This window comes from Mycolicibacterium stellerae (assembly GCF_003719305.1).
Taxonomy (GTDB): Bacteria; Actinomycetota; Actinomycetes; order Mycobacteriales; family Mycobacteriaceae; genus Mycobacterium; species Mycobacterium stellerae.
In genome coordinates this window covers 23254-46949 of sequence record NZ_RARC01000003.1, presented here as the reverse complement: position 1 = coordinate 46949, position 23696 = coordinate 23254, and the positions used below count along the sequence as shown (strand labels likewise).

Here is a 23696-nt window from a genome sequence, read left to right as displayed (position 1 = left end):
GGCGACTCGGATCGGACCGTCAGCCTTGCCTTGGAACCAGATGGGCTCAGGCTACCCGGAACTACGATGCTCGCGTGAGGGCAGAGATGGCGGCGGCGCACGCCGCGGTGGATGAAGCGGTCGCGATTGTGCGGGACGGGCGCGCCAAGCCACACAAACGGATCGACAAGGCGGCCAAGGACTTCGTCACCGACGTCGACCTGGCCAGCGAGTCGGCTCTGCAGCGCTCGCTCGCAGCATCAACTCCCGACATCGGCTTCTACGGCGAGGAAGGCGGCGGGGCACCCCTCGAGACGGGCAAGGTCTGGGTCGCCGATCCGCTCGACGGAACCATCAACTATGCGACCGGCTCGCCGCTGTGCGGGGTGATGCTCGGCCTACTCGAGGACGGCGTGCCGACACTGGGCGTGATCGACCTGCCGTTTCTCGGCATTCGGGTCGACTCGGGTGCGGTGGCGGACGTCGCCGCGTTCTCCGACGCGATCATCGGGATGGGTGACGCCTTCCACCGGGGCGGCGCGCGGATGGACGCGTATCTGGAGATGACCATGAGCGTGCACCGGCGAGCGATGCGCTTTCGCTGCGTCGGCGCGGCGTCGGTGCTGTGGACCTGGCTTGTCAGCGGCCAGATCCAGGGCATGGTGCTGGCCCATAACAACCCGTATGACGTCGTCGCCGGGCACGCAATCGCCCACGCGGCCGGAGCGATATGCACCGACTACGCCGGCGCCCCGCTCGATCTGGACTCTGCCGGAGCCATGGCGGCCGTGCCAGGCATCCAGACCGAGCTCGTCAGCCTCGCGAGCGATCTCGCGGCAGCAGCGCGCAACGAATGAGACACCCGCGGAAGCACCTCAGTGCAGAAGGTGAGCGGCGCTGAGGGAGGCCGCATACGAGCGGCTCAGCCAGGCCGGCCAAAGATGCGTCGAGGTGATGCGGTCGTAAGGAAAGTCGTTGCCGTACAACTTCGTTCGCCTGAAATAGTCGACGCGGGCGTCGTGGTCGGCATCCGTCTGCCCGGTATCGGCAAGGATTGCCCGTGCCGCCCGGCGAATCGCACCGGGCAGCATGTTGGCCAGCTCCTCGGCCGTCTGAGTCGTGACGACCAGGCGGCTCAGCCTCGGCCGAATTATGGTGGTGGCACATCGGTGATGCGCCAACGTCGCGTACTTCGCGACCACGTCGGGGAGACCGCCCCTCGCGTAGGGATCGGCGATCGGCACGGCGTACCACTCCAGGAGAGCGTCCTGCCGCGTGATGTTCCTCGTCAGCATCGCGGTGCGGTACGCGCCGGGCATGACCACCTTGAGCCGGTCCCCGACGAGCGCCTGAAGGTCGGCGACCGCACGCTTCTTGCACGCGGCATGGCGGCGGAGCACCGGGTCCCGGATGCTGGGATGGGTCAGGACGCCGCTGAAGTAGAAAATCGGCGCATCGTCCTCGCAGTGCGTCGCCAGGCCCTTCACCAGATCGAGGGGTCCCGTCACATTGAGCACTTCCATACGATCGTTCAGCGCGGGGTCGGCTTGCAGATCGCTGTCAAAGTAGCCACTGCCATTGACCAAGACGAGCGATACGAGCCCGCCCCCGCTTTCGCGAACGAGGGCGAGGATCTCTTGGATCGCCTGCGCGCGCTGTCCTTCGTCGCTCAAATCGATGCGCAGATGGATGTGGCGCGCTCGCTCAGCCCCTCCCAGGGCCTCGTACCCTTTGATGTCCCCCAGAGCTCGCCGCGACAGGCCGATCACCCGGGTCTCCGGATCCCTTCGCAGCAGGTGATGGAGAACGGCATTGCCAAGGCCCTCGCCGTCGCCGGAGAGAAGCACATAGCGAGGGTTCGACTCAGACACGAAGCAATTCGGGGCGCATGATCCCTGCCGACCTTACTGCTGAAGTCAGGTCCAAATCGGGAGAACTGCGATCGAGCAGCGCGCAACGACTGAGACCAGCCTTCGGCCGCTTTGCCTCCGCCCTGCCCACACCGGTTTGTAGGCTCTCGTGCATGCCGTTGAACAACGGTGAGGTCTTCGCCGGCTACACAATTCTTGGATTGCTCGGTACCGGTGGCATGGGTGTTCTCGATCGTGGTGAGTTCAACGGCCGACTCTGGATCTCGATGGACTACGTGGACGGCGCTGACGCAGGTCGATTGATCCGACAGTCCTACCCGGGCGGCATGCCAGAACGAGACGTCGCGGAAATCGTGACAGCGGTCGCCGATGCACTCGACTTCGGACATGAGCACCGTCTGCTCGATCGCGACGTCAAACCTGAGAACACCCTCGTGACCGCATCTGATAGCGTCGGCGCAGGGTGCTCTAAACCGACTGCGTTGGCTGCCACCACATTTCACCTATTGACCGGTGCGCCACCGTTTCACTCGAATCGCGCCGTCGTAATCAGCCAACATCTTTCTACGCCACCACGATGAATATCGGACCGCCGACCCGATCTCGGGCACCTCGACGCCGTGCTGGGGAGGGCGCTGGCCAAAACCCCAACGAGCGCTACCCGAGTTTTCTCACCCAGTGGCGCCCCGGACAATCCGCAGAAAGCCGACTTGGCGATCGACGGCAACCCAGAAACATCGTGGCCCACCGTCACCTATAAGGACCCGGTCCCGTTTCCGAATTTCATCGAGGGAGAGGGACTGCTGCTGCATCTGTCCGAGCCGACCGCGCTAAGCGCCGTCACGATCGATTTGTCCAGCACGGGAACCGAGGTGCAGATCCGGTCGTCGCCCACCGAAACCCCGACCACGTTGGCCGACACGACGGAGCTGACCCCCGCCACGCCACTGCAGCCGGGACATAACGCCATTGAGGTACACGACCGAACCAAGACGGAAATCTCGGAGATCACGCTGCAGGCGGCTGCCTAGCGCGAGCCCGCGATGTTGGGATCGGTAGCAACGCCAGCACTGTCCACTTGCACGCAGGCGGTCACCGGGGCCGCGCCGACCGAAGGAACGACATGAACACCAGCCACATCCTGAAACGAGGAATCGTCGGGCTGACAACGGCCGTGTTGGTGTCCGGCGGTATGGGTCTGGCCGCATTGGGGCTAGCGGGAACCGCACAGGCCCGGCCCACCTGGTGCCCAGGCGATCCGATGCCCAGAGAGGCGCCGTGGCCAGACTTTCAGTGGACCTCCTGCTACGAGTACAGCGGAGCAGGAGGACAGTACGGTTGGGTCGACTTGGGCACCGGGATCTTTCACCCCATGCCCCTCGATATTCCGGCGACGCCTCCGCCTCCCAATCCGCCGGAATGCATCGGTTTCTTCCCGCTCCCCGGGGTGGACCCGTCGCACTGCGTGATCTAACGGAGTGACAGAAAGGCCCAGGCCGGGAAGTTATGTCCCTGGCCTGGGCCTCATATCGGAGCTGCTGGGAATCGAACCCGCTACAGAAATATTCTTGACCTGCGTAAACGCGGAATTTGACCACGCTCGGAGTTTCGTGTGCGTGTCGCGGCCTCCGCTCCCACGGCCAGGTCATCAGGGCCCACACGATGAGGACGATCGCGACTCGGTCAGCAAATACACCGGCCACGGGCCCAAAACGTCCAGCAGTGACGCGGTGGGGGTTCCTGTTGAGGTAGCCGCAGTTGGTTCCCGTGATCGCGTTTGAAGGTGAATGCTGCCCTCACGAGCGTCGCGATCGAAGGAATGGCAGTCAGCAGCCTGTCAGAAGCTGCTCACATCCTGCTCGGCTTGACCGAACTGGACCTGCTTGCCGTCGTATTCACCGGTGCACTTGAGCGTCACATGGTATGTGCTGCCCAGCGGAGGAGCCGGGACGTCGATCGACGTCGAGGCATTCGGACCGACGTTGATTTGACGGTTGAGGCCGGGCGCGAATACGCCACTTGTGGCCTTCGCGTCGTAGGCACACGTACCGCCCAAAGGCCCGTTGTTCGTGACGGTCACTGTCCTCTGCAGCGCTCCACCGCCGATCGTCATCCGAACAGCGTCCGTCGGCGGCGCGCATTTCTCCGGTTCAATAACTTCCGGCTTCACCGAACCTGGAGGGCATGGCTTGGGCGGTGGCGGCGGTGGCGGCGGTGGCGGCGCGGCTTTTTCGATGCAACTGAACTGTTGCGTGCTGCTCCAGCCGGCGGCGCCGTCAGGTGTAGCAACATTGCCACGTGCCAAACCCTGGGCGTCGATGTCACCGGTGAAGTGCCACGACTTTCCGTTACCGGGGCCGCTAGTCCAATTTATTGTGAAGTCGAGCTTGGTTCCGTTCCTGATGCCGCCAGAACCAGTACCGTAAGAGACTTGTGACGTGCCCGGCGCATTAGCCGGCGTGTAAAAGGGCGTGCCAACGACGTAGTCGTTGGACGTACCGATGACTGCGTGGGTCCCATTGGCTACATCCATGCTCAAAGTTCCGCCGCCAGGCCACAGATATTTGATACACGCAGGCTCCGCCCCAGCCGGGGCTGCGGTGGAGACCGCGACGAACCCTGCAGTGAGCGCGGTCGCCGCGACGAACAACGCCGATCTGTTCAATACCTTGGCTTGGGACATCGGGCAACCCTCTCTTGGTTTGTGCGGGCGCGACCCCTCTGGGGGAGGACGCTACTTGTTGCTGTCCCAAAACGAATCAGGTGTTTCCCTACGTTTTCCCCGCGGCACACCTGACGTGGGTCGTCGCCAAATTGACATACGTGCATTCACGATCATGCTGACCTGCGGAAATGCGGGGCCTGAGTAAGCGACACTACCTGAAACGACCAGCGGATACGCGAGAGGTGTTGACGGCGTCAACACGGCCTTCGGCCTCTGGAACTCCACCATGTCCATACCGGATTTGTAGGCTCATGGACATGCCGTTGAACAACGGTGAGGAATTCGCCGGCTACGTGATCCAGCAATTGCTCGGCACTGGTGGAATGGGCGAGGTCTACCTCGCCCAACATCCTCGTCTACCCCGTCAAGACGCGCTCAAGATCTTGTCCACGGCCTCAACCGCCGACGAAGAGTTTCGGGCGAGATTCATACGCGAAGCCGAATTGGCCTCTGCGCTTCGGCACCCACATATCGTCGGCGTTCTCGATCGTGGTGAGTTCAACGGCCAACTCTGGATCTCGATGGACTACGTGGACGGCGCTGACGCAGGTCGATTGATCCGACAGTCCTACCCGGGCGGCATGCCAGAACGAGACGTCGCGGAAATCGTGACAGCGGTCGCCGATGCGCTCGACTTCGGACATGAGCGCGGTCTGCTCCATCGTGACGTCAAGCCTGAGAACATCCTCGTGACCGCATCTGATGGCCGTCGGCGCAGGGTGCTGTTGACCGACTTCGGTATCGCTCGCCGGATCGACGACGTCAGCAACCTCACCGACGACAACGTCGCGTTGGGAACCGTCAGCTACATCGCCCCCGAGCAGCTCCTGGGCAGGCCGCTCGATGGCCGGGCGGACCAATATGCGTTGGCAGCCACTGCATTTCACCTGTTGACCGGTGCGCCACCTTTTCAAGACTCGAATCGCGCCGTCGTGATCAGCCACCATCTGCATACGCCACCACCACGCATATCGGACCGCCGACCCGATCTCGCACACCTCGACGCAGTGCTGGGCAGGGCGCTGGCCAAAGACCCCAGCGAGCGCTACCCGAGTTGCCTCGACTTTGCCCGAGCCCTGACGCGGCAGGGTCCACGCCGGGACACCGCTTCAGCACATCCGCGGACGCAGCGTCTCGAGCGTTTGGCCGTTCACGGGACAGCACACGCCGTCACGCAGAGCGCTGTTGATCCTCAAGGTCAGCACGGGACCTTGTCGTTCCAATTAGTGCCATATGACCCGATCGACAACATGCCCGCCACGCTCCCGGTCCAGATACAAACTCAACTCACGACCGTCCAGCTCGCCGACGGCGACGAGGTCGAGGTCACTGGCGTCTGGGACGGCACCACCCTCGACGCCGACACAATCGCCACCTTCGCAGCCGGCGCTCCTCCGAAACCACGCTCGTCCCCGCCACGTGTCGAATCGTCGCGTGACAAAGCCCCGAAGCGCAGAAGCGGACGGACTGCGACGCGCGTCGCACTTGTCGGTGTCATCGTGTTGGCGGCGGCTGCGGTCGTGTGGTTCACCGACGGGTTCGGCCTCTGGACTCGCGAAGGACCGGTCATCAAGCCAGTGAGTGCAACCGTTTTCGCACCCAGTGGTTCCCCGGACAATCCGCAGAAGGCCGACTTGGCGATCGACGGCAACCCGGAAACATCGTGGCCCACCGTCACCTATAAGGACCCGGTCCCGTTTCCGAATTTCATCGAGGGAGAGGGACTGCTGCTGCATCTGTCCGAGCCGACCGCGCTGAGCGCCGTCACGATCGATTTGTCCAGCACGGGAACCGAGGTGCAGATCCGGTCGTCGCCCACCGAAACCCCGACCACGTTGGTCGACACGACGGAGCTGACCCCCGCCACGCCACTGCAGCCGGGACATAACGTCATTGAGGTACACGATCAGACAAGAACGTCGAATGTGCTGGTGTGGATCTCCAAGTTAGGCACGACCGATGGCCAAAGCCGGACGGAAATCTCGGAGATCACGCTCAAGGCGGCTGCCTAGCGCGAGCCCGCGATGTTGGGATCGGTAGCAACGCCAGCACTGTCCACTTCACGCGGGCGGTCACCGGGGCCGCGATGAAACCGGCGGAGTACGGCTTAGACCATCGGCGGCGGGCTCCCAGCCGGGCCCAACAGATCGGCGCTGGTGTTCGACGAGGTGCGCCGCCACCGCCCGTATAGCGGCAACTCACGCGTCGACTCGCCGGCCGGCACCCACCATCGTCGGGCAACGAACCGAATCGCGGTCCGCACGTAACGAGTCGTCTCGGAGTACCACCGCCATTCGTACAGGCGACCGGTCAGCAACCGTTGCGCAAGCGCCTCGGATTCGACGCCCTGCAGATACGGCCGGACCCACGTCACCATCACCCACGCCCGCTCTGCCGCCTCGCCGGGAAGCCGGAAGGTCCACTCGATCGGACCGTCACCGGCGGCCATGGTGTGCCGCAACGCGGGCCGTTCCAGCTCGGAACCCTCGCCCGATTCCGGCACACCAAACAGTTGCACCGCAACGTTGTGAAAGACCCCGGGCCCACCCACCTCGAACCGCACGCGGTAGACGTCGGTGGAGTCGTCGCGGTCCGTGGAAAACGCCACCAACCCGCCGACGGCGACATAGCGGGAGAACACCAATTGGCTTCCCACCATGACGAGCCGGCGCACCGCCAGCACCACCGTCAACGTCGCGACCGTCAGAGCGACGACACCCCAGATCAGATCCACCCGCACAGAGTGTCAGAGACTGAACAAGAAACCGGGTGACAACGCTCCGACACAAGAAAGGCCCCACTCAGCCGCGCTCATATGCGAGCAGACTTGATGCCATGCGCGCGGTTGTCTTTGAGGATTTCGGTGGTTCTGTGGATGTCCGATCGGTCGCCGATCCGGCACCATCACTCGGGGGCGTTGTCGTGGAGGTGCACAGTACCGGTCTTTGTCGCAGTGACTGGCATGCATGGGCCGGGCACGACCACGGGGTAGATCTCCCACACGTTCCAGGTCACGAGTTGGTCGGCGTCGTAGCTGAGGTGGGCGCCGACGTACGACGATGGACAGTCGGCGACCGAGTCACGACACCTTTCGTGTGCGGCTGCGGCGCATGCCAGTGGTGCCTGAACGGACAGGCACAGGTGTGTCCGGACCAGACCCAGCCGGGTTTCACACACTGGGGTTCCTTCGCCGAGTATGTGGCCCTGCACTCTGCTGACACCAACTTGGTCGCAGTCTCCGATGTCGTTGAGGATGCCGCGGCGGCTGCACTGGGCTGCCGGTTCGCTACCGCCTACCGCGCGCTGAATGCCCGAGCAGGCATACGACGCGACGAGTGGATCACGGTGGTCGGGGTCGGCGGTGTGGGTCTGAGCGCCGTGCAGATCGCCGTCGCCGCAGGCGCCAAGGTGGTGGCAGTCGACCGCACCCCCACAGCTCTGGCCTTGGCGCGGAGCTTGGGGGCGGAGCACACCGTCCTCGCCGATGGTCGCGATGTGGTCGCCCAGGTGCACGAGCTCACTGGAGGTGGCAGCCACGTCGCGGTCGATGCGGTCGGCACGGCGGCCACCTGCGCGGACGCCATCTACAGCCTGCGGCGCCGCGGACGTCATGTTCAGGTCGGGCTGCTACCCAGCGTTCACGGTCACCCTGCGGTGCCGATGGAGCGTGTGATCGCCTGGGAACTGGACATTCTCGGCAGTCACGGCATGGCCAGCGCGGACTATCCGAGCATGTTGCGGCTGGTCGAAGCGGGCACGTTGCGCCCGCAGGCGCTCGTCGAACGCGAAGTAGGACTGGCCGAAGGCGCGCGTCTATTACCGTTGCGCGACTCCGCCGCGCCTGTCGGCGTCACCTTGATCGACCCGCGGACCTGAAACGAACTCCATCGACCCGAAGGCCTGGCGGTACAACGGACACCATCAGTGAATCGCCGAGACCAATCCGAGGTCGGGGACGTCAAGGCAGGCCCGTCACAATCGACGGGTCGTACCCCGAAGTTGACGGGTCGTACCCCGGCAGCTGTCCATACCCCGGCGGCATGTGCTCAGACCCCGGCGGCGGCGACGCATACACCGGCAGCTGTCCATACCCCGGCGCCTGCGGGCCATACCCCTGCGGCGGCCCAAACCCGGGCACCGTCTGACCGGTCCCGGCCAACAACTTCGACGCAACGAAAGTCGCCGCCTGCGCGGTGTATGCGGGGACGTAGCCCTTGGTGTGTCCGCTCCATGAGTTTCCCGGACCCGCGTGACAGATCGGGTCGGCGGGGTTACACAGGTCGATGGCCTTTCCGGCGAACAATGCGCTCTGGCTCGGCAGCGGTCCGCCCGCGCGGTTCGCCACATTTCCGAAGGTGGCGACCGCCGCTACGTTGTCAGCCAACGTGGGCGGTAGAGGATCGCCCCACTTGATACCGCCCACCGGAGTTCCCGCCACGATGTCGACAACGCTCGCGCCTTGCGAGTAGCCGCCCAAGACGATCTGGGTGCTGGGGCAGGCGGACACAACGGATTTGATGTGGGAAATCGCGTCCTTCGCGCCGTCGTCCCCGCCCAGCTGCAACTTGCCTGCGTCATAGTTCACCGCGTAGGTCCCGATGTTCATGCCGACGGCCTGCTTACGCAGCGAGTCGGCGAAGGCATCGCCGACTTGTCCCATTCCTTTGGGCTCGTCCGTGCCCCGGGCGAAGACCACCTCGGCGTCGGCGCAGTCGTCGGCAGACGCAACAGGCGCCCCACTCGGGGCGACATTCAGGACGGCGGCGATGAGCAGTGCCGCAGCGCCCAGCCCGACCCAGCGGCGGCCAGATCGAGTGCTGGCCGCGCGCTGGCTACGCCTGCAATGAGGAGGCATCCCCCAAATTTACTCGTACCCAGGACATATGAGTCGCCTGTGCCGCTTTACGCGGACGTCAGCGAATCCGATGCCACAGTCGGGCCGGTTGCGGGCGCAGAGACAGGGGCCTGCCAAGGCGCGAGTAGGTTGCCGAGTTGCGTTCGCGTGGTGTGCAGCACTACGGACTGCAGCCTGCCGCGCCGATTCACGACTGTCAGCTGTGACGCCGACGACGCTTCGCATCGGTTTATGGGTGGGCGCACGGCCGTGGGCCATCTAGTTGGCTGAAGCGTCCCAGTTAGCCACCTCATACCCGTGTTCAGGTATCAGAGTGTGGATGGACTGTGGATGTGAAAAACGCCCCGATCAGATTTTCTAGGTCTGACCAGGGCGTTCCCGGTGGAGCCGCCGGGAATCGAACCCGGGTCCAACGGCACTTCCTCGAGGCTTCTCCGTGCGCAGTTCGCTACGTCTCTACTCGGATCTCCTGATCACGCAAACAAGTCAGGATGACGATCCCAGTCGCTGTTTGGTGTCCCCGTACATCCCGCGACCGGACGTATGGGTTTGTCCCTCTAGCTGATGCCAGGGTCCGGGCCGAGGGCGCTCCCGGTCTGACAGACACGCAGTCGCTTAGGCAGCGAGTGCGTAGTCGCGCTGATTGGAATCGGCGCTTAATTGGTTGCAACGACGCTTACGGTGGTCTCTTGCCTGCACCGGCACGCTTCCCTTGATTCGATGCGCGATGTCGAAACCGTTCGGCCCCTCGCATCCCTACCGAAACTTTCGGCAGGACATTTCATTCTACCGTTGAGACCAACAATGACCAGGGATTAAAAAGTCCCAGCTAGATCACGTAATTGAGATGCTCGACGATCCGCCTGCCCACGGCCTCGTCGCCGCCGTAGCTGATGGCGTCGTGGTCGACGCTCGTCCGACCACCGGCGAGCCGGGTGAACAGCAGGCCGTCGAGTGCGATCGTGGCCGTCGGTTCTTCGTCGAATTCGTCGACGACCTTGGCCCGCTCATCGACGGCCACGTTGATCGTCCGTGACAGCGGTCCGGTCAACTCGAGCCGCACCCGCGACCCGGTGGGCGCCCCGCCCAACTTGCCGACGACAAACCCCATGCTCGCCGCCATCTCGTCGAGCGCCAGCCGGGCATCAGCACGCGTGAAGTCGCCGTCCGCATCGCCTACCGCGTCACGGACGTCGTGCTCATGCATGAAGCAGTCAAAGGTCCGCACCCGCATGAAGCGGCCGTAGCTGTCGGGCCCCGCTGGGGTCGCAGTCAGCTCGTGCCACTGGTCCTCCCCCATCGCGGTCAGCGCCTCGCGTCGCCGGGCGGTCGTCGTGCGGAAGCGCTCACGCAGTCCCGCATGCGAAACGTCGCGCAGCTTGCGCACCCACCGCTCGTTCAGCACGCCGATGTCGTTGCGCACGTGCTTGAGCGTCGACACGTCGATATCGGCTTCCGGCGTGCCGGCACCCTGCAGCATCGACTCGGTGCCGATCACGTGCGCGACGACGTCGTGCACGGTCCAACCGGGCAGCGAGGTCGACCGGTTCCACTCGGCGTCAGGCAGGGCATCGACGACCCCGTCGATCGCGTCCCAGCTGGCGAAGAGGCCGCTCAACACATCGGATTTGTCCAGCCGTGTCACTGGACGCGAGGGGCTGCTCACGGGCCGACGGTACCGCTCGCGGCGTCGCGAGCGACCGCGATTTGCCCCTAATCCCCGCTGTGTTGGCGTGCAGCGGTGATCGGCCTGCCGAATCGGGGGTCGCCGATGGGGACAGCACGGCCGAACAGGTGGCCCTGTGCCAACCGGCACCCTGCGGCGAAAACCGTGTCGACCTGCGCCGTCGACTCGATGCCCTCGGCGATGACGTCGAGGCCCAGCGAATCGCACAGCCGGATGACCGAGCGGTACAGGGTTTCGATCCGATCCGATTCGGGACCGACAGCCAGACCGCGGTCGAGTTTGATGATCTGCACGGGCAGCGCGTGCAGGTAGGTCAGCGAGCTGTAGCCCGCGCCGAAGTCGTCCAACGCAACCTTGATACCCATCGCGTTCAACCGTGAGATCTGTGCTGCGGCGTCGGCGAGATCGACCACCGGCACCGTCTCGGTGATCTCCAAAACCAGTTGGCTCGGCGTCCAGCCACGGCGTTCCAGCGTCCGACGGACCGCCCGCTCGAAATCCGGGCTACCCAGCCGCGCCGCACCGATGTTGACGTGCAAGACGAGGTCGACCCCGGCGGACAGGAGCTCGCTGCAGGCCAGATCCAGCACCATCACGTCGAGCGCGGCGCCAAGGCCGGCTGCCTCCGCCGCCGCGACGAACGCGTCGGGTTGAATGTCGGTCCCGTTGGGTGCGGTCCACCGCGCCAGCGCCTCGACTGCGACGGGCGTGGTGTCGGGAAGCCCCACCACCGGCTGGTACACGAGGCTGAAGCCGGCCGGTATGCCACCGTTGGCCTGTCGAAGGGCAGTCGGGAAGTCCGTCGAAACCCCCAGCGACGGCCGGTAGATCACCGCGGTGTCCTTGCCGCCCCGCTTGCCCGCATACATCGAGACGTCGGCCTGCCTGAGCAGATCGTCGGACGTGGGCGGCGGTTCGCCGGGTTCAGGACGAACCAGGCCCATGCTGGCGCGGACGCGGATCGAGGAGCCGTGTATCGCGAACGGGTCACGCAGCGCGACGCGGATGCCGTCCGCGACGACCTCGGGCGCCTCCAGTTCACCGTCGATCAGGATCGCGAACTCGTCGCCGCCGATGCGGGCCAGCGTGTCGGACTCGCCGATGCAACGCTGCAGTCGCTCGCCAACCGCGCACAGCAGCTCGTCTCCGCCTGCGTGGCCGAACCGATCGTTGACCTCCTTGAAGTCGTCGAGGTCGACGAAGATCAACACAAAAGGTCCGGAGCGGATCGCATGGTCGAGACGCTGCCCGAAAAGCAGCCGATTGGGCAGTCCGGTCAACGAGTCATGGTGAACCTGATGGGCGAGGCTGCCCTGCGCCTCGTACAGCCGTTCGGTCAGCTGACGTTGTGACCGCATGGCGATCATCTGTCGGACGGCAACCAACAACACCAGCACGACCGCGGCGCTCAACTCGAACGCGCTCAGCGACTCTCCGATATAGATGTGGAAGGAGTACAGCACCGCCATTCCGAGAAACCCGACGTAGGGCAACGCAAGCTGCACCCAGTCGACGGCGTCTCGCCCACGCTTGGTGGCGGGGAACGGCGACAGGTCCAGCACCGCGTACGCGATCAGCACCAGGCCGAGAACGAATCCGATGCTCCCCCAGAGTTGGGCGCCCTCTAAACCGACGGTTCGCAGATAGGTCACCATCCGGTCCGACGAGGCGATGGTGACCACCCCACCGGCCAGCAGAAGGTAGCTCGTCCGATAAGCGCGGTCCTTGCGATAGGTGATCGCGGTGAGCACGGCGGTCACCACGACGACAAGCTCGAGCAACGCATAGAGGTCCAGCACGGCGGTGTTGGCCGACCGGGGCAGGACCGCGCCGGTCCGGTCGCCCAAACCGGATATCAGCACCAAAAGCGAAAACGTGATGGCCGAGACAAGTCCGTCCAAGATCACGATGACACGGGAACCCTTGATCGGACCGTCGCGCTCTTCGGGCACGCAACCACCGGAGCGCACCAGGAGTACAGCGATGACCAGGGTGAGCACCGGGGGCATGAAGTATGCCGCGACGGCAAGGGGCGGTGCCGTGCCGTCGGCGCTGTCTCGGCCCGCATACCGAAGAAGGTCGCCGACCATCGAACTCACGCACGCCGCGACCACCGCCAGCCGCCAGAACCTTGCCAGACCACTCTTGCGGCGCATGACCACCAGTGCGCACACGATGGCCCCGAGGCCGGCGATGGCCTGCAGCACCGTGAACACGCGTTGCGCCGTTTGCTCGCCCCACGGGGCGACCGCATTGACACAGAGCAGCACGAACACCACGGCAAACAAGCCAAGCCGCAGCCGGCCGCCCCTGACCCTCACCCGACCTCTTTCTCCGACGCTGTCCCGCAACTGTTATCTGCCATGATGCCCTATCAGGAGGGGGTGCCGGTCCACCTGTCGCCAAATCGGGCGACCACGGAGCAAACTCGAATGATGCCTGGTAGGCGCCACCGGGCACCACCAACCGCGGCCGGGTAGCGTGCCCGTGGTGTGGGGCGCGGTGTTGGTGATGGCCTTGGCGGCGATGGCCGACCCGCTGCGAATCGGGATCACCGTCCTCGTCATCTCGCGTCCACGGCCCGTGCTCCAACTGCTCGCGTTCTGGATCGGCGGCGTGGCCATGGGATTCGGCGTCGGACTTGGCGTGCTTTTTCTCCTGCGCGACCTCGCGCTGGACTTCATGAACGACCTGGAGTCGACGACCGCGACCTCCACTGTCGGCGTTATTCAGATCACCATCGGCGTGCTTGCCCTCCTGTTGGCCGCGATGATCGCCATGCGATTCCCGACGCGGCGGCGCGCAAGGGTGACGATTCCCGACGTCGAAGCGCAAGCCCCGGCAATGGAGCCCTCGACACCGAGCGCATTGTCGCGGCTCTCGACGCGCGCGGGCGATGCGATGCAGGGCGGATCTCTTTGGGTGGCGTTCGTCGCAGGCGCCTGGCTCGCGACACCACTTCAGTTCATCGCCGCGCTGGCGGCCATACTCGCCTCAGGTGCCTCCGCGGGCACGCAGGTCGTCGCATTGGTCGCCTACCACGTGGTGGCGCTGGCGTCCGCAGAGATCCCGCTCCTTAGTCAGCTGGTCGCGCCGGACAAGACCCAAGCCGTAATCCTGCGCGTGCACGACTGGGTGCTGCCTCGGCGCAGGCACCTCATCGCCGTCATCATCGCCGTCGTGGCCATCTTCCTTGTCGTCAACGGCTTCGGCGGCATGTGAGGCCCAGTCACGCGCCCAGGGGCTGGCCCGCGGCGATCATCGCGACGGCCGCCAGCGCCAGCACCATGCCGACGGCCTGCCACCGAGCGACCCGTTCTCGCAGCACCACGATCGCGAGCAGCACCGTCGCCGCCGGATAAAGCGACATCAGCACGCCAGCAAGCGACAGCAGAGACGCGTGCAGTGCCAACAGCATGGCGATGTTGGCCCCGGCGTCGAGTGCCGCGGCGAGCAAGGCCAGCCGCAGCGGTGTTCCCGTCGGTATCCGCACGTTCCCCGTCACCGCGGCGATGACGAGGACCAGCAGGCTGGCCGCCAGCCGCGCGAACACCAACGGCCACAGCTCGGCTTCGGGCGGTGCTTGCGCGATCATCACGAAGTTCAGCCCGAAAGCCATCCCGGAGCCCACCGTCAACCACGCGACCTTCTTCGTGAACCGGTGCGGGGTGACATCCCCGTCGGTCGCCTCCCGGCTCACCAGAACGACAGCGATCAGCGCCAGCACGACGCCGACGCCGGCGACCGCCCCCGGCCGCTCTCCCAGTGCCAGACCCACGCCGACCGGGATACCGGCGACCAGGATCGCCGTCAGCGGTGAGACCACCGCGATCGGGCCGGTCCCCAACGCGGCGTAGAACCACCAGATCCCGAATGCCTGCGATACGCCACAGAGCCCACCCCACAGAATCGCCTGCTGCGATATGTCCCCACCGACGATCAGCGCGAGCAGCAAAAGCAGCATCAGCGCGATCGGGTAGGACACCAGCACCACGCGAAGTGCCGCGACGCGCCGCGACGCGATCCCGCCGACGAAATCGCTGATTCCGTATCCGAACGCCGACGCCAGCGCGAAGGCGATCCCGATCAGGTCATGCCCTTGGCGCGCCTACCCAGTTCACGGGTCACTTCGCGTTGCGCATCGCGGCGTGCCATGTCCTGGCGCTTGTCATGGGCCTGCTTGCCGCGGGCCAGCGCGAGCTCGACCTTTACCTTGCCCTCGGAGAAGTACAGAGACAGCGGCACCAGCGTCAGGTTGCCGTCTCGGATCTTGCCGACCAACGCGTCAATCTGCTTGCGGTGCAACAACAATTTTCGGTTGCGGCGCGGTGTGTGATTGGTCCAGCTGCCGTGGTGATATTCCGGGATGTGCAGGTTACGCAACCAGATCTCGCCGTCGTCGACGGTGGCGAACGCATCAGCCAACGAAGCCTGGCCGTCCCGCAGGCTCTTGACCTCGGTACCCATCAGCGCAACACCGGCCTCGAATGTCTCGAGGATCGAATAGTTGTGCCGCGCCTTGCGGTTGGTCGCGACCACCCGGTTATTGCTGGACCTCGTCGGGTCGGCTTTCTTGGCCACGGTTATCTTCGGACGTAGAGGCGCAAGGTCGCGTAGGCCGTCGCGCCCGCCATCACGACACCGACGAATATCAGGATCGGCGCAATATAGAGGATGTCGGCATAGTCCACCCTCGCAATGAGATTGGCTTCATAGAACTGATTGAGGGCATTCTCCAGGAACAGCGCTCGCACGATGATCAGGCCGATGATCGAGATGACCACCCCGACGAAGGCGGCCAGACAGGCTTCCACCAAAAATGGCAGCTGCGTGTACCAGCGGCTTGCGCCCACCAACCGCATGATGCCCACCTCGGTCCTGCGGGTGTAGGCCGCGACTTGAACCATGTTGGCTATCAACAGGACCGCACCGACCGCTTGCACCAGCGCCACCGCGAAGGCCGCGTTCGACAGCCCGTCGAGCACCGCGAACAGTCGGTCGATCAGATCCTTCTGGTTCAGCACGTTCAGCACGCCCGGCTGGCCCGCCAGCGAATCGTCGAAGTCCTTGTGCTGTTCGGGATTGTCCAGCTTGACGACGAACGATGCCGGGAACGCATCCTTGCCCGCGACATCCTTGTACTGCGGGAACTTCTTGATCGCGTCGTTGTAGGCGTCGTCGCGGTTGAGAAACCGTACGGAGCGAACATCGTCGCGATCCTCGATCTTCTGCCGCAGCCCCTTGCACGGATCGGCGTCGCAGGTCGGGTCGTTGGCCGAGACGTCGTTGGTCAAGAACACCTGGCTCTCAACCCGGTCCAGGTAGATGGCGCGGGAGTTGTCGGCGAGCCGCACCACCAACAGACCGCCGCCGAACAGGCCGATGGAGATCGCGGTGGTCAGGATCATCGCGATCGTCATGGTGACGTTGCGACGAAGACCGGTCCAGACCTCGTTGAGCAGGAAGCCGAAGCGCACTAGCGATCCATTCCGTAGATGCCGCGCTGCTCGTCGCGGACGAGCCTGCCCAGGCTGAGCTCGACGACGCGCTGGCGCATCGAGTCGACGATGTGGTGGTCGTGGGTGGCCATCAACACCGTCGTCCCGGTGCGGTTGATGCGCTCGAGCAGATCCATGATGTCTTTACTGGTTTCGGGATCCAGGTTTCCCGTCGGTTCGTCGGCCAGAAGCACCAGCGGGCGGTTGACGAACGCGCGGGCGATCGCGACGCGCTGCTGCTCCCCGCCGGAAAGCTCGCCAGGTAGCCGGTTCGCCTTGCCCGAAAGGCCGACCATCTCCAACACATCGGGCACCACGCGGTTGATCACATCGCGCCGCTTGCCGATCACCTCTAGGGCGAATGCCACGTTCTCGAAAACCGACTTCTGCTGGAGCAGCCGGAAGTCCTGGAAAACGCAGCCGATGACCTGCCGCAGGCTGGGCACGTGACGGCCCGGCAGTTTGTTGACGTGAAACTTCGACACCCGCACGTCACCGTGGGTCGGCGAATCCTCTGCGAGCAGCAATCGCATGAACGTCGACTTGCCAGAACCCGACGGACCGATGAGAAATACGAACTCACCCTTGTCGATCGATAACGAGACATTGTCCAGCGCAGGACGCGCAGAGGACTTGTACAGCTTGCTGACGTTGTCGAGCGTGATCATCACGGCACGCCAGTGTAGCGGTGAGACAAGGTAGGTTCCGTCGAGCTATCTCGGCGCCTCGGGCGTGGCGGGCACCACGCCGGGTGCAGGCGCCGTCGTCGTCGGCGTCGTCACGGTCGGTGTCTGTGTCAGCGTCTGCGGCCCAAGCGGTCCACCGGGACCGTCCGGATCAACCACCGTCGTCGTCGGGGTCGGCGTCGTGGAGCTGGTGTCTGTGTCGCCGGGTGCCGGTGTCGTCGTCTCGGTCGTCGTCGGCGTCGTCGTCGTGGGCGTCGTGGTCGTGGTCGTGTAGACCGGTTCCTTCGGCCGCCGAACCTGCGTGCGTGGCACCCACGTGTAGTTCGGGTCGGGCACGAAGCCGGGCGGCACGACCGCGGGCGCAGGCGCTTCAGGAGTCGGCTCGGGCTCAAACGTCTGCTGCACCCAGAACAGCGCGATGAACGCGACGATCATCACCGCGGTCGACACCCGTATCCGGCCGCCGAGCTTCGTCTTGAACCAGGAGGTCATTGCTTGTCCTCCGGTGGTTGCTCAATCCCCTCTTCGGCCCCGGCGGCCCTGGCCGGATGCGGTATCGCGGCGATGCTCGGCGACTGCCCATCGGCGGCGGACACGATGCCTGCGCGGCGCAGGGCCCGGACCACGAGCACCCGGATCCGGCGGCCCACCTCGTACTGCTTGCCCGGCAGCGTGCGCGCCACCATCCGCAGGTTCACGGTGTCGAGCTCGATACTCTCCACACCCATCATCTGCGGGGCGTCGAGCAGCAGATCCTTCAGAGCGGGATCGTCGACCGCCCTTTCCGCGACATCGTGGAGGACGTCGTTGACGGCGTTGAGGTCCGCCGACGTCGGCACGGGAATGTCGACCACCGCGCGTGCCCAGTCCTTGGACAGGTTCAGCGTCTTGACGATCTGCCCGTTGGGGATGGTGAACATCTCACCTTCGGCGGATCGGAGCTTGGTGACCCGCAGCGTGACGTCCTCGACGGTGCCCTCCGCGGGGGCGGCGATACCCGCGACCGTCAGTGACACCAGATCGCCGAAGCCGTACTGCTTCTCGGTGATGATGAAGAAGCCGGCCAGCAGGTCCTGCACGATGCGCTGCGCGCCGAAGCCGAGCGCGGCGCCCAACACCGCGGCCGGAGCCACTAGCGAGCCCACAGGTATCGCGACGATGTCGGTGATCTCGACCGCGACGATCACGAAAAGTATCGCCACCGACACCCACGAGATCACCGACGCGACGGCCTGGCGGTGCTTGGTGCTCTCGGAACGCACCAACTGGTCGCTTTCCCTGTACTCGGCATCGATGCGCCGCACGACCCTGTTGGCGAACCAGTTGATGAAACGCGCCGCCAGCAGGCCGCCGATCAGCAGCAGGGCGATCCGAACGCCCCGCTCGAGAACCCAGACGCCGATATCGCCGCGCCAGAAACCGCTCCAGCTATCGGCCAAATTCAGTGCAAGTACGGTGCTATTTCTCATCGTGTGTGTTGCGCCAACGGATTCCGGCCTCTAGGAATCCGTCGATGTCTCCGTCCAGTACCGCAGCCGGATTTCCGACTTCGTATTCGGTGCGCAGGTCCTTGACCATCTGGTACGGATGCAGAACGTAGGAGCGCATCTGGTTGCCCCACGAGCTGCCGCCGTCACCCTTCAACGCATCCAGCTCAGCACGTTCTTCTAAACGCTTGCGTTCCAACAGCTTTGCCTGAAGAACTCGCATTGCCGAGACCTTGTTCTGCAATTGCGACTTTTCGTTCTGACAGGTGACCACGATACCGGTCGGGATGTGCGTGAGTCGAACCGCCGAGTCGGTGGTGTTCACCGACTGCCCGCCGGGACCACTGGACCGGTAGACGTCGACTCGCACGTCGGCGTCGGGGATCTCGATGTGGTCGGTGGTGTCCACCACGGGCAGCACCTCGACTTCGGCAAACGACGTCTGGCGTCGGCTCTGGTTGTCGAAGGGGCTGATGCGCACCAGGCGGTGTGTGCCCTGCTCCACCGACAACGTGCCGTAGGCAAACGGGGCGTGCACGGCGAACGTCGCGCTCTTGATGCCCGCCTCCTCGGCGTAGGAGGTGTCGAACACCTCGACTGGGTAGGAGTGTTGCTCCGCCCAGCGGATGTACATCCGCATCAGCATCTCGGCCCAGTCCGCCGCGTCCACCCCGCCCGCACCGGAGCGGATGTTGACGAGCGCCTCGCGCTCGTCGTACTCGCCTGCGAGAAGTGTGCGCACCTCCATGGCCGCGATGTCCTCGTGCAGCGCCTTGTACTCGGCGTCGGCCTCGGCCAGCGCGTCGTCGCCGCTCGAGCCACCCTCCTCGTCGGCCATCTCGTAGAGCACCGGCAGGTCGTCGAGGCGCTGGCGCAACTCTTCGACGCGCCGCAGCTCACCCTGCGTGTGGGAGAGCTCGCTGGTGACTTTCTGGGCGCGCGTTTGGTCGTCCCACAGGTTGGGGTCGGACGCCTCGTGTTCCAGCTTCTCTATGCGGCTGCGGAGCCCGTCGACATCGAGAACCCGCTCCACCGTCGTGAGGGTGGAGTCGAGGGCGGCGATATCGGCTTGACGGTCGGGATCCACGGGAGTTCAGGTTACCGGCCAGCCAGTTCTCCCTGACCAGCGGCAGCGGCGCCGGTGCACCCTCTGGCTTGGTGCGCCCTCTAGCATCAAGTGGGAAAATCAGCCTCGGCGACCGCGCGACAGCCCCTTGCGGGTCGCCGAGCAGCGACAGTGAGGGTCACCGAATGCGCCCGTACCACGTAGCTATCGTCGGCTCCGGCCCGTCGGGATACTTCGCCGCCGCGTCATTGCTCAAATTCGCGGACTCCGGCGACGACGCCGATGTGCGGGTCGACATGCTCGAGATGCTGCCGACGCCGTGGGGCCTGGTGCGCTCCGGGGTGGCGCCCGACCACCCGAAGATCAAGTCGATCAGCGCCCAGTTCGAGAAGACGGCATTGGACCCGCGGTTCCGGTTCTTCGGAAACATCGTCGTCGGCGAGCACGTGCATGCTGGCGAGCTTGCCGAGCGCTACGACGCGGTGATCTATGCCGTCGGCGCGCAGTCCGACCGTCCGTTGAACATCCCCGGCGAGGATCTGCCTGGCAGCGTGGCCGCGGTCGACTTCGTCGGCTGGTACAACGCCCACCCGCATTTCGAGGAGATGGCACCCGACCTGTCCACCGGCCGGGCCGTGGTGGTCGGCAACGGCAACGTCGCGCTCGATGTGGCCCGCATCCTCGTCACCGACCCGGACATACTGGCCACCACCGACATCGCCGATCACGCGTTGAAGGTGCTGCATGACCGTGGTGTCGAGGAGGTGCTCGTCATCGGCAGGCGCGGGCCGCTGCAGGCGCCGTTCACCACACTGGAGCTTCGTGAGCTCGGCCATCTCGAGGGACTTGGCGACGTCGACGTGATCGTCGACCCAGCTGATTTCGAAGACATCACCGACGAAGACCTTGAGGCCGCGGGCAAGACCGTCCGCAACAACATCAAGGTGTTGCGCGGCTACGCCGACGTGGCGCCGAAGGGGGCCAAGCGCCGGATCGTGTTCCGGTTCCGGACATCGCCGATCGAGATCAAGGGCGACGGCAAGGTCGAGTCGATCGTGTTGGGCCGCAACGAACTTGTCGCCGACGACACGGGCCGGGTCTCGGCCAAGGACACCGGCGAGCGCGAAGAGGTGCCTGCCCAGCTGGTGGTCCGCGCCGTCGGCTACCGCGGGGTGGCAACGCCGGGGTTGCCGTTCGACGACAGTAAGGGCACCATCCCGCACGCAAGCGGCCGAGTCGAGGGCAGCCGCAATGAATACGTGGTCGGCTGGATCAAGCGCGGGCCGACGGGCGTGATCGGCAGCAACAAGAGCGACTCACAGGAGACCGTCGACACGCTGGTCGGCGACTTGTCTGGCGCGGACCTGGCCGACTTCGCCGAGAACCATTCCGAGGTACTGGCGGAATGGTTTGTGCAGCGGCAGCCCAAGGTGGTCACCGACGACCACTGGAAACTCATCGACGACCACGAGCGTGGCGCAGGCGGCACGGGCGGCAGGCCGCGGGTCAAGTTGACCAGTGTGGCCGAGCTGTTGCGGATCGCCCACGGCTGACGAGGGTCAGGCATGTTCGAACGCTTCACCGTGTCGGCTCGGCGCGTAGTCGTTGTCTCGCAGGGTGAGGCGCGGACGCTCAAACAGGACCACGTCGGGCCCCACCACCTTCTGCTCGGTGCGTTGACGGCTGAGGGCGGAACGGCAGGCGTCGTACTCGCCTCGCTCGGGGTCGAGCCAGGACACGTGCGGCAGTGGGCGATTGAGAAATCCGGGTCCGCCGAGGAGGAGCCATCGGGCCACATTCGGTTCTCCGATGACGCCAAGAGGGTGCTCGAGCACTCCCTCCGCGAGTCACTGGCCTTGGAGCACACCTACATCGGCACTGAGCACATCGTTCTCGGGTTGGTCGAAGAACCCGCCACCGAGGAGTTGTTCGCCGCGATCGCCGTGCGAGCCGATGCCGTCCGCGACGCAATCATGAAGCGGCTCGGGACCGCCGCCGGGGCGCAGCCGGCCGAACCCTGAGTCAGTCCCGTGCGGGCGGCGTAACGGAGTCGGCGGCGATGGTGATCAGCACGCGCGTTTCCGGTTGACCGGTGAAGTTCGGGTACGGGACGCCGAGGTACTTGTGCGAGATCTCGTCGATGCTCTCTTGGCCGCCCTCGGTGGTCATGTCGACGACGCGACCGCGGACGGCGTAGTAGCGGAACACGTTGTCCGGATCGACGATGTTGACGGCAACTCGCGCGTCGCGGGCGAGATTTCGGGCCTTCTGCATGCCGTCGACGATATTGATCACGACGCTTTCGCCGTCGGTGGTGACCCAGGTCTGCGTCAGCTGCGGCGAGCCGTCCGGCATCAGCGTGGCCACGAAGCATGGGCTGGGCTTGCGAAGCAGATCGAGCAGACCTTCGGGCAGGGATTGGGGCACGCGTTCCTCTCCGAACAATGACTTTGCGGCGATGACTTTGCGGCGATGACTTTGCGGCGATGGCGACAAAACGCGAGTGGCCGACGCCACCAACGCAGAGTCAATCAGGTAATGGGCGGTGGTTGATCGCCCGAAGGCGCGAAGGCCCACTTGTCCGGGTTGTTCGGCGCGTAAACGACGGGGAACAGCTGCCCCATCGTCGGCCATTCGTCGACGTCGACCTCGAGACGTTGGTACACCACGTGCTCGTTGACGGTCGGGCCGTTGATGACGCCGGTGATCGTCACGAACTGCCGACCGGTCTCGTCGGGCCGTGGGCTGACGCCGGTGACCAGCAGGTTGCCCTGCGCCATCTCACCGCGCATGCCGCGCCGACGCATGATCCACGGACCCGCGATCAGGGCCACCGCACCGATGAGCAGCACCAGCATGCCGAATTCCCACACACGGCCATGGTAGGGCTGCCATGACCTCGGTCGCGAATGGCCGCGCTCGTGTGTGTCAGTGCTCGAGCGGTGACGGCGCGGATGCCGATACGAGTCTCATCCATTGACAGCCCTGTTGTTGTCTGACATCTTACAACTGTGGCTCAGGGGCCGGACATACGACGCGAGCAGCGGCAGTTGCTCTCCGAAGAGGTGCGCCAGCAGCTCGCGACCGAAATAACCAATGGCACATACGCGCCGAACGAGAAACTGCCGTCCGAACCGGACTTCGCGAAGCGCTACGGCATCAGCAGACCGACCCTGCGCGAGATTCTCAGTGGGCTCGAGCGCGACGGATTGATCCGTCGTGTGCATGGCGTCGGCACCTTCGTGACGCCCAAGCGGACACGTGTCCACAGCGTGCTCGACCTCGACATCGGAGTCACAGAAGCGGTCACGGCCGCGAAGGCCAACCTCAATGTCGAAGTCATGGAGGCGAAGGTCGGGCCGATCAGGGCATGGATCACCGCCGCGCTCGAGCTGCCCGAAGATGCCGAAGCCTTCAGAGTCGAGCGCCTCATCCGCGTCGACGGAGTGCCCGCAACCCACGGCTTCGACGTGATCCCACTCAGCATCCTCGAGGCAGCGGGGTCCCCTTCCTATGACGGCGGATCGATCTATCAGTTCCTGGAAAGCCGATGCGGCGTCCATCTTGTCGGCGGCGTTGCCGAGATCTCACCGGTTGTCGCCAGCGTTCGCCTGGCCAAGATGCTGGACTGCCCGCGCAACAGCCCCCTGCTGCGCCTCGAGCAGACAGAACGGTCCGCGGGCGGTGTTCCAGTCCTGATGTCGCAAGAGCACTACGTCCCCGGCGTCTTCAGCCTCACAGTGCAGCGCCTCCGCCGCGACCGAACCGATGTCACCGGTAGGCGCAATCCGCAGGACAAAGGCTGACGCACGTAAAGGCAACCCAACCGATCAAGCACCGCT

The 23696-nt window shown here is 65.0% G+C and carries 24 protein-coding genes, 1 other RNA gene and 2 pseudogenes; 10 read left to right on the top strand and 17 right to left on the bottom strand.

Going from position 1 to position 23696, the window contains the following annotated elements; genetic code table 11:
* Nucleotides 1–74 precede the first annotated feature (74 nt).
* Nucleotides 75–836: an inositol monophosphatase family protein gene (locus D6M19_RS05590; RefSeq protein ID WP_164478343.1), complete on the top strand. Its 762-nt coding sequence runs from the start codon at nucleotides 75–77 to the stop codon at nucleotides 834–836.
* 18 nt (nucleotides 837–854) lie between these two features.
* Here the strand turns inward: D6M19_RS05590 and D6M19_RS34150 are convergent, their stop codons facing one another.
* Complete coding sequence (locus tag D6M19_RS34150; protein WP_164478342.1) at nucleotides 855–1850, bottom strand: Rossmann-fold NAD(P)-binding domain-containing protein; 996 nt, start codon at nucleotides 1848–1850, stop codon at nucleotides 855–857.
* Between the two features lie 152 nt (nucleotides 1851–2002).
* On the opposite strand from D6M19_RS34150, the pseudogene D6M19_RS35230 reads away from it, so the two are divergent.
* From D6M19_RS35230 to D6M19_RS34145, 3 genes and pseudogenes are all read left to right on the top strand, one after another.
* A pseudogene (locus D6M19_RS35230) lies at nucleotides 2003–2500 on the top strand (protein kinase domain-containing protein); the annotation flags it as partial.
* Nucleotides 2501–2560: 60 nt separating this feature from the next.
* Nucleotides 2561–2881 (top strand): hypothetical protein, encoded by a 321-nt coding sequence (locus tag D6M19_RS35225; protein ID WP_234834743.1) that lies wholly within the window; start codon nucleotides 2561–2563, stop codon nucleotides 2879–2881.
* Nucleotides 2882–2973: 92 nt separating this feature from the next.
* Entirely contained in the window at nucleotides 2974–3324 is a 351-nt protein-coding gene (locus tag D6M19_RS34145; RefSeq protein ID WP_164478341.1) for a hypothetical protein, read from the top strand.
* A 154-nt stretch (nucleotides 3325–3478) separates the two neighbouring features.
* Here the strand turns inward: D6M19_RS34145 and D6M19_RS34715 are convergent.
* A pseudogene (locus D6M19_RS34715) lies at nucleotides 3479–3628 on the bottom strand (TMEM164 family acyltransferase); the annotation flags it as partial.
* Nucleotides 3629–3687: 59 nt separating this feature from the next.
* On the bottom strand, nucleotides 3688–4500 hold the full coding sequence (locus tag D6M19_RS34140; RefSeq protein WP_206428460.1) for a hypothetical protein: 813 nt from the start codon (nucleotides 4498–4500) through the stop codon (nucleotides 3688–3690).
* Between the two features lie 332 nt (nucleotides 4501–4832).
* Between D6M19_RS34140 and D6M19_RS05560 the strand changes: the two genes are divergently transcribed.
* Nucleotides 4833–6587 (top strand): serine/threonine-protein kinase, encoded by a 1755-nt coding sequence (locus D6M19_RS05560; protein WP_123024478.1) that lies wholly within the window; start codon nucleotides 4833–4835, stop codon nucleotides 6585–6587.
* Between the two features lie 95 nt (nucleotides 6588–6682).
* Here D6M19_RS05560 and D6M19_RS05555 read toward each other — a convergent pair whose 3' ends face one another.
* Complete coding sequence (locus D6M19_RS05555; RefSeq protein WP_123024202.1) at nucleotides 6683–7309, bottom strand: hypothetical protein; 627 nt, start codon at nucleotides 7307–7309, stop codon at nucleotides 6683–6685.
* A gap of 101 nt (nucleotides 7310–7410) precedes the next feature.
* On the opposite strand from D6M19_RS05555, the gene D6M19_RS05550 reads away from it, so the two are divergent.
* On the top strand, nucleotides 7411–8451 hold the full coding sequence (locus D6M19_RS05550) for a zinc-binding dehydrogenase (RefSeq protein ID WP_164478339.1): 1041 nt from the start codon (nucleotides 7411–7413) through the stop codon (nucleotides 8449–8451).
* A gap of 82 nt (nucleotides 8452–8533) precedes the next feature.
* On the opposite strand, the gene D6M19_RS05545 is transcribed toward D6M19_RS05550, so the two are convergent.
* The 4 genes from D6M19_RS05545 to D6M19_RS05530 form a co-directional block, all read right to left on the bottom strand.
* Nucleotides 8534–9430, bottom strand: coding sequence for a cutinase family protein (locus D6M19_RS05545; RefSeq protein ID WP_123024201.1), 897 nt, complete (start codon nucleotides 9428–9430; stop codon nucleotides 8534–8536).
* A 379-nt stretch (nucleotides 9431–9809) separates the two neighbouring features.
* Nucleotides 9810–10178, bottom strand: a transfer-messenger RNA (tmRNA) gene (ssrA, locus tag D6M19_RS05540).
* A gap of 81 nt (nucleotides 10179–10259) precedes the next feature.
* Nucleotides 10260–11096 carry a maleylpyruvate isomerase family mycothiol-dependent enzyme gene (locus tag D6M19_RS05535; RefSeq protein ID WP_234834712.1) on the bottom strand — a complete coding sequence of 279 codons (837 nt, stop codon included), beginning with the start codon at nucleotides 11094–11096 and terminating at the stop codon, nucleotides 10260–10262.
* 47 nt (nucleotides 11097–11143) lie between these two features.
* On the bottom strand, nucleotides 11144–13438 hold the full coding sequence (locus D6M19_RS05530) for a putative bifunctional diguanylate cyclase/phosphodiesterase (protein WP_123024199.1): 2295 nt from the start codon (nucleotides 13436–13438) through the stop codon (nucleotides 11144–11146).
* Between the two features lie 169 nt (nucleotides 13439–13607).
* Here D6M19_RS05530 and D6M19_RS05525 point away from each other — a divergent pair, with 169 nt between their 5' ends.
* A complete protein-coding gene (locus D6M19_RS05525) occupies nucleotides 13608–14339 on the top strand; it encodes a GAP family protein (RefSeq protein WP_123024476.1) in 732 nt (243 codons plus the stop codon).
* A 7-nt stretch (nucleotides 14340–14346) separates the two neighbouring features.
* Here D6M19_RS05525 and D6M19_RS05520 read toward each other — a convergent pair whose 3' ends face one another.
* The 7 genes from D6M19_RS05520 to prfB are packed head-to-tail and all read right to left on the bottom strand — an operon-like array spanning nucleotide 14347 to nucleotide 19875.
* A complete protein-coding gene (locus tag D6M19_RS05520) occupies nucleotides 14347–15207 on the bottom strand; it encodes an EamA family transporter (protein ID WP_123024198.1) in 861 nt (286 codons plus the stop codon).
* Complete coding sequence (gene smpB / locus D6M19_RS05515) at nucleotides 15204–15698, bottom strand: SsrA-binding protein SmpB (protein WP_123024197.1); 495 nt, start codon at nucleotides 15696–15698, stop codon at nucleotides 15204–15206. The genes D6M19_RS05520 and smpB overlap by 4 nt, the downstream gene beginning before the upstream one ends.
* Nucleotides 15699–15700: 2 nt before the next feature.
* Complete coding sequence (ftsX, locus tag D6M19_RS05510) at nucleotides 15701–16594, bottom strand: permease-like cell division protein FtsX (RefSeq protein ID WP_123024196.1); 894 nt, start codon at nucleotides 16592–16594, stop codon at nucleotides 15701–15703.
* Nucleotides 16594–17283 (bottom strand): cell division ATP-binding protein FtsE, encoded by a 690-nt coding sequence (gene ftsE, locus D6M19_RS05505; protein WP_123024195.1) that lies wholly within the window; start codon nucleotides 17281–17283, stop codon nucleotides 16594–16596. The genes ftsX and ftsE overlap by 1 nt, the downstream gene beginning before the upstream one ends.
* Before the next feature lie 45 nt (nucleotides 17284–17328).
* Nucleotides 17329–17793, bottom strand: a complete 465-nt coding sequence (locus D6M19_RS05500; RefSeq protein ID WP_123024194.1) for an Rv3103c family proline-rich protein — start codon at nucleotides 17791–17793, stop codon at nucleotides 17329–17331.
* Complete coding sequence (locus D6M19_RS05495; RefSeq protein WP_123024193.1) at nucleotides 17790–18770, bottom strand: mechanosensitive ion channel family protein; 981 nt, start codon at nucleotides 18768–18770, stop codon at nucleotides 17790–17792. The genes D6M19_RS05500 and D6M19_RS05495 overlap by 4 nt, the downstream gene beginning before the upstream one ends.
* Complete coding sequence (gene prfB / locus D6M19_RS05490) at nucleotides 18760–19875, bottom strand: peptide chain release factor 2 (RefSeq protein WP_123024192.1); 1116 nt, start codon at nucleotides 19873–19875, stop codon at nucleotides 18760–18762. The genes D6M19_RS05495 and prfB overlap by 11 nt, the downstream gene beginning before the upstream one ends.
* A 164-nt stretch (nucleotides 19876–20039) precedes the next feature.
* Here prfB and D6M19_RS05485 point away from each other — a divergent pair, with 164 nt between their 5' ends.
* The gene (locus D6M19_RS05485; RefSeq protein ID WP_123024191.1) at nucleotides 20040–21407 is read left to right on the top strand and encodes an FAD-dependent oxidoreductase; all 1368 of its coding nucleotides are present in this window, start codon (nucleotides 20040–20042) and stop codon (nucleotides 21405–21407) included.
* Nucleotides 21408–21419: 12 nt separating this feature from the next.
* Nucleotides 21420–21875 carry a Clp protease N-terminal domain-containing protein gene (locus tag D6M19_RS05480; protein ID WP_123024190.1) on the top strand — a complete coding sequence of 152 codons (456 nt, stop codon included), beginning with the start codon at nucleotides 21420–21422 and terminating at the stop codon, nucleotides 21873–21875.
* A gap of 1 nt (nucleotide 21876) precedes the next feature.
* Here D6M19_RS05480 and D6M19_RS05475 read toward each other — a convergent pair whose 3' ends face one another.
* On the bottom strand, nucleotides 21877–22281 hold the full coding sequence (locus D6M19_RS05475; protein ID WP_234834711.1) for a PPOX class F420-dependent oxidoreductase: 405 nt from the start codon (nucleotides 22279–22281) through the stop codon (nucleotides 21877–21879).
* 104 nt (nucleotides 22282–22385) lie between these two features.
* On the bottom strand, nucleotides 22386–22727 hold the full coding sequence (locus tag D6M19_RS05470) for a hypothetical protein (protein ID WP_123024188.1): 342 nt from the start codon (nucleotides 22725–22727) through the stop codon (nucleotides 22386–22388).
* A 138-nt stretch (nucleotides 22728–22865) separates the two neighbouring features.
* Between D6M19_RS05470 and D6M19_RS05465 the strand changes: the two genes are divergently transcribed.
* Nucleotides 22866–23660, top strand: a complete 795-nt coding sequence (locus tag D6M19_RS05465) for a GntR family transcriptional regulator (protein ID WP_123024187.1) — start codon at nucleotides 22866–22868, stop codon at nucleotides 23658–23660.
* The last annotated feature ends 36 nt before the right edge of the window (nucleotides 23661–23696 follow it).

Excerpts from the sequence above, each read along its gene's own strand:
- D6M19_RS34145 (WP_164478341.1), top strand. The coding sequence starts at position 2,974 with ATGAACACCAGCCACATCCTGAAACGAGGAATCGTCGGGCTGACAACG.
- D6M19_RS05485 (WP_123024191.1), top strand. The coding sequence starts at position 20,040 with ATGCGCCCGTACCACGTAGCTATCGTCGGCTCCGGCCCGTCGGGATAC.
- D6M19_RS05500 (WP_123024194.1), bottom strand. The coding sequence starts at position 17,793 with ATGACCTCCTGGTTCAAGACGAAGCTCGGCGGCCGGATACGGGTGTCG.
- D6M19_RS05550 (WP_164478339.1), top strand. The coding sequence starts at position 7,411 with ATGCGCGCGGTTGTCTTTGAGGATTTCGGTGGTTCTGTGGATGTCCGA.
- D6M19_RS05495 (WP_123024193.1), bottom strand. The coding sequence starts at position 18,770 with ATGAGAAATAGCACCGTACTTGCACTGAATTTGGCCGATAGCTGGAGC.
- D6M19_RS05560 (WP_123024478.1), top strand. The coding sequence starts at position 4,833 with ATGCCGTTGAACAACGGTGAGGAATTCGCCGGCTACGTGATCCAGCAA.
- ftsE (WP_123024195.1), bottom strand. The coding sequence starts at position 17,283 with ATGATCACGCTCGACAACGTCAGCAAGCTGTACAAGTCCTCTGCGCGT.
- D6M19_RS05480 (WP_123024190.1), top strand. The coding sequence starts at position 21,420 with ATGTTCGAACGCTTCACCGTGTCGGCTCGGCGCGTAGTCGTTGTCTCG.
- D6M19_RS05545 (WP_123024201.1), bottom strand. The coding sequence starts at position 9,430 with ATGCCTCCTCATTGCAGGCGTAGCCAGCGCGCGGCCAGCACTCGATCT.